14 protein-coding genes are annotated in these 12,813 nt (G+C 69.8%); 5 read left to right on the top strand and 9 right to left on the bottom strand.

From position 1 onward, the window contains the following. From serA to MZTS_RS15465, 4 genes are all read right to left on the bottom strand, one after another. On the bottom strand, positions 1-1,278 hold a 1,278-nt coding region (gene serA, locus MZTS_RS15480), incomplete at its 3' end, for a phosphoglycerate dehydrogenase (RefSeq protein ID WP_192284539.1). Positions 1,279-1,435: 157 nt separating this feature from the next. Beyond that, complete coding sequence (locus MZTS_RS15475; RefSeq protein ID WP_192284538.1) at positions 1,436-2,611, bottom strand: phosphoserine transaminase; 1,176 nt, start codon at positions 2,609-2,611, stop codon at positions 1,436-1,438. 173 nt (positions 2,612-2,784) lie between these two features. Beyond that, the gene (gene trmD, locus MZTS_RS15470) at positions 2,785-3,531 is read right to left on the bottom strand and encodes a tRNA (guanosine(37)-N1)-methyltransferase TrmD (RefSeq protein WP_009863144.1); all 747 of its coding nucleotides are present in this window, start codon (positions 3,529-3,531) and stop codon (positions 2,785-2,787) included. Between the two features lie 115 nt (positions 3,532-3,646). Then, complete coding sequence (locus tag MZTS_RS15465) at positions 3,647-3,859, bottom strand: hypothetical protein (RefSeq protein WP_192284537.1); 213 nt, start codon at positions 3,857-3,859, stop codon at positions 3,647-3,649. A gap of 208 nt (positions 3,860-4,067) precedes the next feature. On the opposite strand from MZTS_RS15465, the gene MZTS_RS15460 reads away from it, so the two are divergent. Continuing rightward, positions 4,068-4,862 (top strand): bestrophin-like domain, encoded by a 795-nt coding sequence (locus MZTS_RS15460; protein ID WP_192284536.1) that lies wholly within the window; start codon positions 4,068-4,070, stop codon positions 4,860-4,862. A gap of 32 nt (positions 4,863-4,894) precedes the next feature. Here MZTS_RS15460 and rimM read toward each other — a convergent pair whose 3' ends face one another. The 4 genes from rimM to MZTS_RS15440 form a co-directional block, all read right to left on the bottom strand. Next, positions 4,895-5,566: a ribosome maturation factor RimM gene (rimM, locus tag MZTS_RS15455; RefSeq protein WP_192284535.1), complete on the bottom strand. Its 672-nt coding sequence runs from the start codon at positions 5,564-5,566 to the stop codon at positions 4,895-4,897. 293 nt (positions 5,567-5,859) lie between these two features. Beyond that, positions 5,860-6,222 (bottom strand): 30S ribosomal protein S16, encoded by a 363-nt coding sequence (rpsP, locus tag MZTS_RS15450; RefSeq protein WP_091950264.1) that lies wholly within the window; start codon positions 6,220-6,222, stop codon positions 5,860-5,862. A gap of 100 nt (positions 6,223-6,322) precedes the next feature. Then, the gene (gene ffh, locus MZTS_RS15445; protein WP_192284534.1) at positions 6,323-7,894 is read right to left on the bottom strand and encodes a signal recognition particle protein; all 1,572 of its coding nucleotides are present in this window, start codon (positions 7,892-7,894) and stop codon (positions 6,323-6,325) included. An 18-nt stretch (positions 7,895-7,912) separates the two neighbouring features. After that, entirely contained in the window at positions 7,913-8,137 is a 225-nt protein-coding gene (locus MZTS_RS15440) for a glutathione S-transferase (RefSeq protein WP_192284533.1), read from the bottom strand. Between the two features lie 300 nt (positions 8,138-8,437). Here MZTS_RS15440 and MZTS_RS15435 point away from each other — a divergent pair, with 300 nt between their 5' ends. The 4 genes from MZTS_RS15435 (at position 8,438) to MZTS_RS15420 (ending at position 11,783) form a co-directional block, all read left to right on the top strand. Continuing rightward, a complete protein-coding gene (locus MZTS_RS15435; RefSeq protein WP_192284532.1) occupies positions 8,438-8,890 on the top strand; it encodes a hypothetical protein in 453 nt (150 codons plus the stop codon). Between the two features lie 404 nt (positions 8,891-9,294). Further along, a complete protein-coding gene (locus tag MZTS_RS15430; protein ID WP_009864382.1) occupies positions 9,295-10,380 on the top strand; it encodes an aromatic ring-hydroxylating oxygenase subunit alpha in 1,086 nt (361 codons plus the stop codon). Between the two features lie 85 nt (positions 10,381-10,465). Further along, positions 10,466-10,672 carry a hypothetical protein gene (locus MZTS_RS15425; RefSeq protein ID WP_192284531.1) on the top strand — a complete coding sequence of 69 codons (207 nt, stop codon included), beginning with the start codon at positions 10,466-10,468 and terminating at the stop codon, positions 10,670-10,672. 49 nt (positions 10,673-10,721) lie between these two features. Then, positions 10,722-11,783, top strand: a complete 1,062-nt coding sequence (locus MZTS_RS15420; protein ID WP_192284530.1) for an MBL fold metallo-hydrolase — start codon at positions 10,722-10,724, stop codon at positions 11,781-11,783. Between the two features lie 51 nt (positions 11,784-11,834). Here the strand turns inward: MZTS_RS15420 and MZTS_RS15415 are convergent, their stop codons facing one another. Continuing rightward, entirely contained in the window at positions 11,835-12,704 is an 870-nt protein-coding gene (locus MZTS_RS15415) for an EamA family transporter (protein ID WP_192284529.1), read from the bottom strand. Positions 12,705-12,813: the final 109 nt, after the last annotated feature.

Here is a 12,813-nt window from a genome sequence, read left to right as displayed (position 1 = left end):
CATGTCCTCGGCCTCGACCGTGATGCGCACCACCGACTCGTAGTCGCTGGCCCCGCCCTCACGCTTGATCTCGTCCACGACGATCCCACGATCCCGCGCGATGACGGGAGCCGAGACCATGTTCACGTCCTGAAGGATCGGGCGCAGCACACCGGTCACCGCCGCCGAGGTTAGCGCGCGGGTGTTCATGCCGGCCACCGCGCCCTCGTAGGTGATGCGGATGCCCTTGATCGGCGCCTCGGTGAGTTGGCCGAGGAACGAGCCGAGCTTCTCGCAGAGCGCGACGAAGGGCTTGAGCCGGGGCGCCTCCTCCGCCGAGATCGAGGGGAAGTTGATGGCGTTGGTGATGGCGCCGCTCAGCAGGTAATCCGCCATCTGCTCGGCAACCTGCAGGGCGACGTTCTCCTGTGCCTCCGAGGTCGAGGCGCCGAGATGCGGCGTGCAGATCACGTTGGGATGGCCGAACAGCGGGTTCTCGACCGCCGGCTCGGTGACGAACACGTCGAAGGCCGCGCCCGCCACGTGGCCGGAATCGAGCGCCGCGCGCAACGCCGCCTCGTCCACGAGGCCGCCGCGGGCGCAGTTGACGATGCGCACGCCGCGCTTGGTCCGGGCGAGGTTTTCTGTCGAGAGGATGTTACGGGTCTTGTCGGTCAGCGGCACGTGCAGGGTGATGATGTCGGCCCGGGCCAGCAACTGGTCGAGCTCGACCTTCTCCACCCCGATCTCGGCGGCGCGCTCCGGCGTCAGGAAGGGATCGTAGGCGACCACCTTCAGCTTCAGCCCGATCGCCCGGTCGGCGACCACGGCGCCGATATTGCCGCAGCCGATCACGCCGAGGGTCTTGCCGGTGAGCTCGACCCCCATGAAGCGGTTCTTCTCCCACTTGCCGGCCTGGGTCGAGGCGTCGGCCTGCGGGATCTGGCGGGCGAGCGCGAACATCATGGCGATGGCGTGCTCGGCGGTGGTGATCGAGTTGCCGAACGGCGTGTTCATCACGATCACGCCGCGCGATGTCGCCGCCGGCACGTCGACATTGTCGACGCCGATGCCGGCGCGGCCCACCACCTTGAGGCGGTTGGCCTCGGCGAGCAGCTTGCCCGTCACCTTGGTGGCGGAGCGGATGGCGAGGCCGTCATAATTGCCGATGACGGCGGCCAGCGCCTCCTTGTCCTTGCCGAGGGCGGGCTGGAAATCGACCTCGATGCCGCGATCACGGAAGATCTGGACGGCGGCGTCGGACAGGGCGTCGGAGATAAGGACCTTGGGCTTGGTCATGGGGGCACCTCGCGTCGTGCAGGCGCGCAGGATCGCTGCTTTCCATGGAAGCATGGCCGGTCGCCGCGTCGCGCGGGACAAAGACCGGCGGATCGCTGGAGCGCGTCGATAAGCAAATGGCCGGTCTCGCGACCGGCCATCGGGCTCACTCAGACCATCAGGCCGCGGCGGCGGCGAGCGCCGCCTTTTCCTGGGCGAAGGCCCAGTCGAGCCAGGGTGTGAGCGCCGCGAGGTCGGACGCTTCCACGGTGGCTCCGCACCAGATGCGAAGGCCGGCGGGCGCATCGCGGTAGGCGCCGAAGTCGAAGGCGACGCCTTCGCTCTCCAGACGGGTGACGATGCCGGCGGCGACCTTCTTCACCACGGCGTCGCCCTTGGCGAGCACGTCCGGATCGGTGAGCACGAGGCAGACGCCCGTGTTCGAATAGGTCGACGGGTCGACCGCGAGATGGCCGATCCAGGGCGTGCGGGCGACCCAGTCGTGGATGACCTTGGCATTGGCATCCGCGCGGGCATGCAGCGCGTCGAGGCCGCCGATGGACTCGGCCCATTTCAGCGTGTCGAGGTAATCCTCCACCGCGAGCATCGAGGGCGTGTTGATGGTGTCGCCCTTGAAGATGCCCTCGATCAGCTTGCCGTCCTTGGCGAGGCGGAACACCTTCGGGATCGGCCAGGCCGGCTTGTGGCTCTCGATGCGGGCCACCGCCCGCGGCGAGAGGATCAGCATGCCGTGCGCGGCCTCGCCGCCCATCACCTTCTGCCAGGAATAGGTGACGACATCGAGCTTGTCCCACGGCAGCGGCATCGCGAAGGCGGCCGAGGTCGCGTCGCAGATGGTGACGCCCTCGCGGTCGTCGGCGATCCAGTCGCTATGCGGGATCTTCACGCCGGCGGTGGTGCCGTTCCAGGTGAAGACGACGTCGTTGTTCTTCGTGTCGATCGCGTCCAGCGCCGGCAGGATGCCGTGCTCGGTGGTGCGCACGATCGGCTCGATCTTCAGTTCGGTGAGCGCGTCGGTGACCCATTCGGCGCCGAAGGAATCCCAGGCCATGACCTCGACGGGCTTCGGGCCGAGCATCGACCACATCGCCATCTCGACGGCGCCGGTATCCGAGCCGGGAACGATGCCGATGCGGTAATCGGCGGGCACGCGCAGGACCTTGCGGGTCAGCTCGATGGCTTCGGCGAGCTTCGCCTTGCCGGCGGCCGAGCGGTGCGAGCGGCCCAGAGCCGCGCCGGAGAGGGCATCGAGGGTCCAGCCGGGACGCTTGGTCGTCGGGCCGGAGGAGAAATTAGGCACGCGCGGACGCGCGGCGGGCTTCTGAGCCGTCATGTCAGCCATCCTTCCAGATGAGCGCCTCCCGTTGGGGGGAGGTGTCCCGCTCCCGGACATGACGGATCGCGCGTCGGAGCGCAAGCGGCTTTTTCAAGATTCCGGCTTGCGTGTGCTGCGGGTGACAGAACGATATTTCAGTTGTGGCAAGCACAGCGGAGGAGAAGATCCGTCTACGGCTCCTCGCGCTCCAGCAGGTCGGGCCGTCGTGCCCGGGTCACGGCGAGGCTCCGCTCCGCGCGCCAACGGGCGATGGCGGCATGGTTGCCGCCCATCAGCACGTCGGGGATCGTCCGCCCCTCCCATTCCCGGGGCCGGGTGTAATGCGGATATTCGAGCCGGCCGCCCTCGAAACTCTCTTCGACGCCGGAGGCGTGCTTGCCCATCACGCCGGGGAGCAGGCGCACGCAGGCATCGATCAGCACGACGGCCGCGATCTCTCCGCCGGAGAGCACGTAATCGCCGATGGAGACCTCTTCGAGGTTGCGGGCCTCGATCACCCGCTCATCCACGCCCTCGAACCGGCCGCAGACGATGATCGCGCCCGGACCCTCGGCGAGGGCCCGTACCCGGCTCTGCGTCAGCGGCTTTCCCCTCGGCGACATCAGCAGCCGGGGGCGGGGGTCATCGGGAGCGGCGGCGGCGTCGATGGCGGCGGCGAGCACGTCGCAGCGCAGCACCATGCCGGCTCCGCCGCCGGCCGGAGTGTCGTCCACATTGCGGTGACGGCCGAGGCCGTGCTCACGGATCTGCCGTGCCTCCAGGCTCCATGTCCCGCGCGACAGGGCATCCCCCGACAGGGAATGGCCGAGAGGTCCGGGAAACATCTCCGGGTAGAGGGTCAGGACGGTGGCCCGCCAGGGGAGGGCCGCGCCGGGCAGAGGGCCGTCGCTGAGGGTGTCGCTGGGGCTGTCGCTCATGCCGCTTGATGACGGCGCCGGCCGGGCGGGTCAACGGAGCCCGTGATCAGCGCGCGGCCCGCGGCACCGGTCGCTTCGGCGCGGCCCGGCGATGGTCCTGCGCCTGCCGCCGCGATCATGGGCCCGCGCGCCGGTCGGGCCGCGCCGCCTCCGGCCGGACCGATGGCTCGGCCGGAGGCTCCACCTGCTGCCGGGTCATGCTGCCGAAGGCGTCGGGCGAGCCCAAGGGGATGCCGACCGTCGCACCGGGAAAGCCCTGCGACCGCGCCGCGTCGAAGGACAAGCAGAGCGCGAGAGCAGCGGAGATGACGAGGATCGGCTTTCGCATGGACGCGCTCCTTCGGGGCCGAGGGGACCCGCTTGGGTGTCCCGCTTGGCTGAACGCCAACGGCCACCGAGGGTTCGCTATCGAGCGAGTGAAGCCGATCTCGCGGGTTCGGCGACTCTATCTGGGGAGGGGCCGGGCGACCTTTACCGAATCGGAACGGGCGGGCCGTCACGTGGCGGACTGATTTTCTGGTTCGATCGATCCCGCAATGATCCTCAGCTTCTGGCTCGACCAACCGGTCTGGTTGATGTTCACCCTCCTGGCCGTGGGTTTCTTCGCGGTCTGCGCGATCCTGATCGGGCTGACCGTGATGTCCCGAACCCGGCCGACGGTTGGCCGGATCGCATCCGGCATCGTGCCGACCTACATCAGCATCCTCCCGGTTCTGCTCTCCCTGCTGACCGGCTTCGTCGCCAGCGATGCCTGGGAGCGGCAGCGCCAGGCCGGCCGCGTGGTGCAAGCCGAGCGGACTCACGCTTTCGCCATCTACGACCTGAGCCTCGCCGCAGCGCCGGACATGAGCAACCTGCGGACCTCGCTGTTCGCCTATCTCGACGCCGTGGTGAAGGAGGAGTGGCCCTCCATGGCCAAGACCGGCACGGCCTCGCCGATGGCGGGCGACGCCATCGGTCGCCTGCTCCAGGCGGCGGCCTCGCCGCGCATCGCCTCCGAGGCCGGAGAGGCGACCCATGCGGCCCTGCTCGAATCGGTGATGCAACTGCGCTCGGCCCGCAGCGATCGGCTGGCGCTGAGCGCCGCCCGCAGCGACGAGAGCAAATGGCTGACCCTGCTCGTGCTCGCGGTGCTCACGCTGACGGCGCTCGCCCTCGTCCACTGGGAGCGCCCGTTGTCGCAGGCCGCGACGCTGGTCCTGTTTTCCGTCGCGATCGTGACGACGCTCGGGGTGATCGCGCTGCATGAGCGCCCCTTCGACGGGCCGCTGGCCTTGTCGTCCGACCCGCTCCGGCTTGCCCACGTCACGATGGTCTCGAACGGCCCCTGACCCATCGGTTCGGCAGGCCGGCGGACGAAGGCTCAGCCCGGATCGTCGGCGGGCTTGGGCCCGGGCGGGGCGAACAGATCGTCCGGCGGGTCGGCGACGATCCGGCCGCCGGCGATGTCGAGGATCGGCACGAAGGCCTTGGTGAAGGGCAGGAGCGCGGTCGGGCCCCCCGCCGCCGGGCGGATTTCGAGAAGGTCGCCGCCGCCATAGTTCGGCACCGCGACGACGGTGCCGATGAGCGTACCGTTGCCGTCCTCGACGGTGAGGCCGATCAGGTCGGCCAGGAAGAATTCGTCCTCGTCCTCCGCCGTCCCCAGGCGCTCCCGGGGGATGGCGAGGGTGACGCGGTTCAGCGCCTCGGCGCCGCTGCGATCGTCCACGCCCTTCACACGCACGATCAGCAGGTCGGGCGAACTGCCGGGGGCGGGGCGGGCATCGGCGAGTTCGAGAGTGCGGCCGTCGGAGGCGCGCAGGGGCCCGTAGCCGGCAATCGCCAGCGGCTGGCCGGTATAGGATTTCAGCCGCACCTCGCCATGCAGCCCATGCGGTCGGCCGAATTCCCCGAGCAGGACGAGATCCGGATCGAGGGAGGCGGGCGCCGCCGCTTTGGGCGCGTCGGGTTTGCGGGCCGAGGTGACGGTCTGGCGGCCGAGCGGCTCGGGCCGCGCGGGTCCGCGCGATGAGGATCCGGGGCGGCGGGCCATGCAGGGTGCCTCGATTGCGGGACGTTTGGTCCCTCCGCTGTGCGGAAGGCGGGTGTGGGCGGCGCCTTCCGCGCCCACCCACCGCTGAGACCGTGTCCGGTTGGATCGGGCGAGGAGGATCCACCCTCGTCATTGCGAGGCGTCCGCCGAGGCAATCCAGCGGGCGCTGCCCTCTGCGGAAGGGCCGCGCCCTGGATTGCTTCGCTCACGCTCGCAATGACGAGAGGTCGGAGGTTCGACCGGAAACGGCAAAACCCCTCCTCATGACAAGGAGGGGCAAGATGCGCCGTGGCTCAGGCCGCGGCGTCCTCGGCCGGGGCGGCGGCCTTCTCGGCGCGCTTGGCGGCGCGCTCCTTGGCCTTCTCGCCGGGCTCGGCCTTCTGCGGGTTGTTGCGGGCCGGGCGCTTGGCGAGGCCGGCGGCATCGAGAAAGCGCAGGACACGGTCGGTCGGCTGCGCGCCCTTGGCGAGCCAGGACTGGATCTTCTCGTTGTCGAGCACGATGCGGGCCGGATCGTCCTTGGCCTTCATCGGGTCGTAGGCGCCGACCTTGTCGATGAAGCGGCCGTCGCGCGGGGCGCGGGCGTCGGCGACGACGATGCGGTAGTACGGGCGCTTCTTGGCGCCGCCACGGGTCAGACGGATCTTGAGGGACACGGTTTGCTCCTAAGGTTGTGTGTGTTGTGCGAATGGCGAGTAATGAGTGGCGGATAGGATGCGGGATCGATCTATTCGCTACGCACTACTCGCTACTCGCCTATTTCTTCTTCCCGAACGGGAAGCCGCCGAGGCCGGGCAGGCCCGGTCCCTTCGGTCCTCCGAGCCCCGGAAGGCCCGGCATCTTTCCGCCGCCTAAACCCGGCGGCATCGGCGGCAGCTTGCCGCCGAACTGCTTCTCGATCTCGGCGATCTGCTCCGGCGTCGGCTCGGGCATGCCCGGTGGCAGCTTCATGCCGCCCGGCAATCCGCCGGGCATGCCGCCGCCGAGGCCGAACATGTTGCCGAGCGCCTGGCCGATGCCGCCGCGCTTGCCCGATCCCATCGCCTTCATCATGTCGGCCATGGTCCGGTGCATCTTGAGGAGCTTGTTGATCTCCTCGACCTTCACGCCGGCACCCGCCGCGATGCGCTTCTTGCGGCTGTTCTTGAGGAGATCGGGGTTCTTGCGCTCCTGCGGCGTCATCGAGGAGATGATCGCCCGCTGGCGCTTGAACATCTTCTCGTCGAGATTGGCGCCCTCGACCTGCTTCTTGATCTGCCCCATGCCGGGCAGCATCCCCATCAGGCCGCCGATGCCGCCCATCCGCTCCATCTGGGCGAGCTGCATCGACAGGTCTTCGAGGTCGAACTTGCCCTTCCGCATCTTCTCGGCGGTGCGCAGGGCCTGTTCCTGGTCGATGGTCTCGGCCGCCTTCTCGACGAGGGAGACGATGTCGCCCATGCCGAGGATGCGGTTGGCCACCCGCTGCGGATGGAACTCCTCCAGCGCATCGACCTTCTCGCCGACGCCGACGAGCTTGATCGGCTTGCCGGTGACGGCGCGCATGGAGAGCGCCGCGCCGCCGCGGGAATCGCCGTCCATGCGGGTGAGCACGATGCCGGTGACGCCGAGCCGCTGGTCGAAGGCGCGGGCGGTGTTGACCGCGTCCTGGCCGGTGAGCGCGTCGGCCACCAGCAGCACCTCGTGCGGCTTGGTCGCCGCCTTCACCTCGGCGGCCTCGTTCATCAGGCCTTCGTCGACCGTGGTGCGGCCGGCGGTATCGAGCATCACCACGTCGAAGCCGCCGAGGCGGGCGGCTTCCATGGCGCGCTTGGCGATCTGCACCGCCGATTGGCCGGCGACGATGGGCAGGCTCTCGACCTCGACCTGCTTGGCGAGAACGGCGAGCTGCTCCATCGCGGCGGGGCGCCGCGTGTCGAGGGAGGCGAGCAGAACGCGGCGCTTGTCGCGGCTCGACAGGCGCCGGGCGATCTTGGCGGTGGTGGTGGTCTTGCCCGAGCCCTGAAGGCCGACCATCAGGATGGCGACCGGGGCGGGGGCGTTCAGGTCGACGACGCTGGCATCGGTGCCGAGCATCGCGATGAGTTCGTCGTTGACGATCTTCACGACCATCTGGCCGGGCGTCACCGACTTGAGCACGGTGGCGCCCACCGCCTTCTCGCGCACCTTGTCGGTGAACGAGCGCACCACCTCCAGGGCCACGTCCGCCTCCAGCAGGGCGCGGCGCACCTCGCGCATGGCGGCGGTGACATCCGCCTCCGTCAGCGCGCCGCGGCGCGTCAGCCCGGAGAGAATGCCGGAGAGGCGGTCGGAAAGGCCTTCGAACATCTGTCTCGTCAGCCTGGGCTACTGGTGAAGGCCGGCATTGGCCACGCGGCGCGCCTGCAGCGCGTCCTCGAAGGCCGCCACCGCGCGGGCGAACTTGTCCCGGCAGGCGGGATCGCAGAAGCCGACGACCGCACCGTTATAGAGGGTCAGCGCCTCCGGCACGATCGGCTTGCCCGACCAGGGGCAGAGATCGTTGACCGCATCCTCGATGCGAAGGGGAGTCGTCACGTTCGCGGGCGCCATGGCAGGGCTCGTTTGACGCTTCGGCGAATTCACGGCAACGACAAGTGCGCCCGAGGGCGCAGACGCGCTGTCGGACGTTGACCTCCGGCCTCTCGGACCGGTCGGCGGCTCATCGGGACGATCATTCGTCGAAATGGAGCCGGGCGCATAGGCTCTGCCGGCCGCCGAGTCAATCCCGGAGCCGCTTCGCGCGTCCCCGCAGGACACGGTGACCGGATCGTTAAGCTTTACGCTTCATTAAGCATGATCGGCTCTGATGGCTCCGACCGCACCGCTGGAGGTGCCTGAGGACTGCCCCCGATGTCGGAACCCGCGCGACAGGCCCCGTCTCCCGAGTCCGGCACCCGGGCGTCGGCCAGCCCTGCGCCGCTGCGGGACTGGCTCATCGCGATGCGGAACGCCGCGGCCGAGAGCCGGGCCGCCGACCCGCAGGAGGACGGGCCGGGACAGGCCGAAGCGCGCCCTTCCGGCTGGGCGCCGCGCCTCGTCACCTCCGCCGCGAACCCGGCCGAATCGGCCGATGACGACCTCGCCGAGATCATGGCCGAGAACATGATGCTGAAGGCCAAGCTGCGCCTGGAGATCGAGCGGCGCGACGAGCTTCAGGCGATGCTGGCCCAGGAGATCCGCGACCTGCGCGCGCACATCACCGAGGAGGTGAGAAAGATCGAGGATCTGCGGGCCGAGCGCGATCTCTGGCGCGCCCGCTGCGAAGCTCTGGCTGCGCCGCTGTTCCAGGCTCATCAGCGCTGAGCCCGGGGCGGCCCGGCCGCGGTCTCCCGGAAGCCGGAGGCCGCCTTTCCCGACGATACCCGAAGATGCGAAGGGCCGCCCCATGGGGCGGCCCTTCCATTGTCGAACCGGTCGGCCCGACGAAACCTGCCGTAATCCCGCGAATGCGTCAGGCGCACACGCCGGAGGCAACGGTCCAGGTCTTGGTCGTCGGCGACGGCTGATGACAATGAGACACTGGATCACCTCCTTTCGTTCGTTGCGGATGAACCCAAGGTAGGGACCTTTGCCGGCCCGCGAAAGACCCGGAGACGTGTTCGCGCTGCGTTGTCTCGCCGCAATGCACAAAGTGGCTCCCGGCGCGGTGCTGGCAGAGGGCGCGCAGGGGGCCTAAAGAGGGCGCCGGTCAGCCTCGGTCCGCTCTCATGTCCTCCGCCGCTCCGCGTGCCTCCACTCCCGACGACGTCCTCGACCCGCGCGCCATGCGCGAGCCGCTGCCCAATGCGTGGTACTGCGTCGGCCCGGCCGCCTCTGTCGCGGGCGGAAAGATGCGGGCGGTGGCGCTCAACGGAGAGCAGGTCGTGCTCGGCCGGGCGAAGGACGGAGCCCTGTTCGCCCTGCGCGACCGCTGCCCGCACCGGGGCATGGCGCTCTCCAAGGGCAAGTTCGACGGCGACACCCTGATGTGCCCGTTCCACGGCTGGCGGTTCGGCACCGACGGGCGCTGCCGGGATGTGCCGACCCTGTCCGAGCATGACGCCTCCGACTTCTCGTGCATCGCGGTCCAGCGCTTTCCCATCGTCGAGAGCGCGGGCTTCCTCTGGGTCAACCCGCATCTCGGCCCCTCCGACCTGGAGGCGGTACCGGCTGTGCCGTCGCTCGGTTTCGAGCCCGCCGGCAGCCTCGTGCTCGAACTGGAGGTGGAGGCTTCCTTCGACCTCACCACCCTCAGCCTCGTCGATCCCGGCCACGTCGCCTTCGTTCACGACAATTGGTGGTTCCGGGCCTCCAAGGAGCTGCGGGAGAAGGTGAAGACCTTCCAGCCGGTGCCGCACGGTTTCGTCATGACGAGCCACGCCACCACCACGAGTTCGCCGCTCTACCGGCTGCTCGGCGGCGCGCCGGAGGTGGAGATCGAATTCCGCCTGCCCGGCGTCCGGCTGGAGCGGATCGCGGCGGGGACGAAGCGGGTGGCGAACTACACCTTCGCCACGCCGATGGGCCCGAACCGGACCATGCTGACCAACGCGCTCTACTGGAGCATGCCGGCGCTCAACCTGCTCAAGCCGATCGCCCGCCCGCTGATGCGCCAGTTCCTGACCCAGGATCAGCAGGTGCTCCAGCACGCGCAGGCCGGCCTCGACCGCAAGCCGACCATGGTGCTGCTGGGGCAGGGCGATCTTCCGTCGCAATGGTATTTCCGCCTCAAGCGCGAGACTCTCGAAGCCGCCCGCGAGGGCAGGCCCTTCGCCAACCCGCTGGTGCGCCAGGAACTGCGCTGGCGCTCCTGACTTTGTGACCCGGCCCGGCCGCAACCTTCCCCCCTCACGGCCGTAGCGATAGGGATCGCTCAAGTTGCAAGGGGGAAAGCATCCGGTGCCGAGGCCGCACTACGTCGTCCGCCGCAGCCGGTCCGGCCGGTTCAACTTCACTTTGCTGGCCGAGCAGGGCCGGATCAGCGGGACCGTGATCGTCGCCACGGCGGATCTCCCCCGCGACGAGATCGAGCGCCGCGCCCACGATCAGATTCGGGCCCTGGCCGAGACACTCGCCGCCGTCGTCGGTGTGCCGAAGCCGGCCTGAGGCCGCGCGCCGCGCTTGAACCCGGACAGCTGCCAACCATCTTGGCCATATGAAGAAGCGTGGCCTGCTCACGGTCGCCAGCGCGGCCGCGGTGATGACCCTCGGTGGTGTCGGCTACGCCGCCCATCGCCGGGGCAAGAACCCCTATTACAGCGGGCCGGACAGCGACCATTTCGACGGCCTGCGCTTCCATGCGCCGAACCAGCCGCCGGACAAGGATGTCTCCGACCTCGCCCGCTGGCGGATGACGGCCAAGCGCGAGGCGTGGCCCGACAGCTTCCCGAGTCCCTATCCTGCGGACAAGCCGCCGGAGCGGGTCGACGGGCTGCGAGTCGTGCTGATCGGCCATGCCAGCTACCTGTTCCAAGTGGCGGGCCGCAACATCCTGGTCGATCCGGTCTTTTCCCGGCGCGCCAGCCCCTTCCGCTTCGCCGGGCCGAAGCGGGTCAACCCGCCGGGCATCGCCTATGCCGACCTGCCGCCGATCGATGCGGTGCTGATCACCCACAATCACTACGACCATCTCGACGGGCCGGCGCTCGCCCGGCTCTGGCAGGACCATCAGCCGCTGATCGTGGCGCCGCTCGGCAACGAGGTGATCCTGCGCGGCTACGACGACACCATGCATGTCGAGACCCGCGACTGGGGCGAGTCGGTCGATCTCGGCTCCGGCATCACCGCCCACCTGACTCCGGCCAACCATTGGTCGGCCCGCGGCCTCAACGACCGGCGCATGGCGCTCTGGTGCGCCTACCTGCTCACCACGCCGAGGGGCGTGCATTACCATGTCGGCGATACGGGCCTCGGCGACGGCGCGATCTTCCGCGAGATCCGCGCCCGGTTCGGTCCGCCGCGCCTCGCCACCCTGCCGATCGGTGCCTACGAGCCGCGCTGGTTCATGCAGCCCCAGCACATGAACCCGGCCGATGCCGTGGAGGCCCTCGGCCTGCTCGGCGCCGATCAGGCCCTCGGCCACCATTGGGGCACCTTCAAACTCACCGACGAGGGCATCGAGCGCCCGGTCGAGGCTTTGGCCGAGGCCTTGTCCGCCGCCGGCATCGCGCCGGAGCGGTTCCTGGCCCTGCGGCCGGGGCAGGTTTGGGAGGGGTAGCGGAGAGGCGTAGCGTCTGGCTCGACGGATCCGTCCTGCCCTCACCAGCTGTCACTGTCCCTGTCGGGCCCGACGTCCCGCCAGGGTGATCCCCGCCGACGCCGCCACGATGCAGCCGATGGCGACCGCCTGCACCGGGCTCAGGCGCTCGCCGAGCAGGGCCAGGGCGGCCAGCGAAGCGACCGCCGGTTCCAGGCTCATCAGCACGCCGAAAGCCGGGCGGGGCAGACGCGTGAGAGCGAACATCTCCAGTGAGTAGGGCAGGGCGCTCGACAGCACGGCGATGACGAGGCCCGTCCCGAGGGTGGCGGGCGTGAACAGGTCGGTGCCGGCCTCGGCGAGGCCGACAGGCGCCACCACCAGGGCCGCGACTGCCATGCCGAGGGAGACCGCCCGTCCTCCTCCGGCCCGCCCCGCGCGCTGGCCGAACACGATATAGGCCGCCCAGCATAGGCCCGCGCCGAGGGCGAGGGCGGCCCCGGTCGGGTCGAGCCTGCCGGCCTCGCCGAGCGGAAGCAGCAGGCCGAGGCCGAGCACCGCCAGGGCGATCCAGGCGAAGTCGAGCCAGCGACGGGAGCCCGCGAGCGCCACGGCGAGCGGCCCGGTGAACTCGATGGCCACGGCGACGCCCAGCGGAATCGTGCGCAGCGCCAGGTAGAACAGGAGGTTCATCAGGCCCAGCGCCGCGCCGTAGAGCGCGATGGCCCCGATTTCGCGGCGCTCCGGCCCGCGCCGCCATGGCCGCCACACCGCGAGCAGGATCAGGGCGGAGAAGCAGACCCTGAGCGTGGTCACGCCCGCCGCGCCCACGACCGGGAACAGCCCCTTGGCCAGGGCCGCGCCGCTCTGGATCGACACCATCCCCACCACCAGGGCGAGGATGGGCAGGGCCGCGCCGGAAGCCTGCATCCGCCCGCTCATGGGTTCAGAGCCCGTCCGGGCGATCTGTCATGGCAGCATGAGGGGCGTGGGCCCCTCGAGAGAACCGATCTGAACACGCTCTTATACCAGATCCTGTACCTGAAGGCTG

This window comes from Methylorubrum zatmanii, assembly GCF_014845115.1.
GTDB classification, from domain to species: Bacteria; Pseudomonadota; Alphaproteobacteria; order Rhizobiales; family Beijerinckiaceae; genus Methylobacterium; species Methylobacterium zatmanii.
This window is presented reverse-complemented; position numbering and strand designations above follow the sequence as displayed.

Coding starts and splice junctions, on each gene's coding strand:
- ffh (WP_192284534.1), bottom strand. CDS start 7,894: ATGTTCGAAGGCCTTTCCGACCGCCTCTCCGGCATTCTCTCCGGGCTG.
- MZTS_RS15435 (WP_192284532.1), top strand. CDS start 8,438: ATGTCGGAACCCGCGCGACAGGCCCCGTCTCCCGAGTCCGGCACCCGG.
- MZTS_RS15460 (WP_192284536.1), top strand. CDS start 4,068: ATGATCCTCAGCTTCTGGCTCGACCAACCGGTCTGGTTGATGTTCACC.
- rimM (WP_192284535.1), bottom strand. CDS start 5,566: ATGGCCCGCCGCCCCGGATCCTCATCGCGCGGACCCGCGCGGCCCGAG.
- trmD (WP_009863144.1), bottom strand. CDS start 3,531: ATGAGCGACAGCCCCAGCGACACCCTCAGCGACGGCCCTCTGCCCGGC.
- MZTS_RS15415 (WP_192284529.1), bottom strand. CDS start 12,704: ATGAGCGGGCGGATGCAGGCTTCCGGCGCGGCCCTGCCCATCCTCGCC.
- MZTS_RS15465 (WP_192284537.1), bottom strand. CDS start 3,859: ATGCGAAAGCCGATCCTCGTCATCTCCGCTGCTCTCGCGCTCTGCTTG.
- MZTS_RS15440 (WP_192284533.1), bottom strand. CDS start 8,137: ATGGCGCCCGCGAACGTGACGACTCCCCTTCGCATCGAGGATGCGGTC.
- MZTS_RS15475 (WP_192284538.1), bottom strand. CDS start 2,611: ATGACGGCTCAGAAGCCCGCCGCGCGTCCGCGCGTGCCTAATTTCTCC.
- MZTS_RS15430 (WP_009864382.1), top strand. CDS start 9,295: ATGTCCTCCGCCGCTCCGCGTGCCTCCACTCCCGACGACGTCCTCGAC.
- MZTS_RS15420 (WP_192284530.1), top strand. CDS start 10,722: ATGAAGAAGCGTGGCCTGCTCACGGTCGCCAGCGCGGCCGCGGTGATG.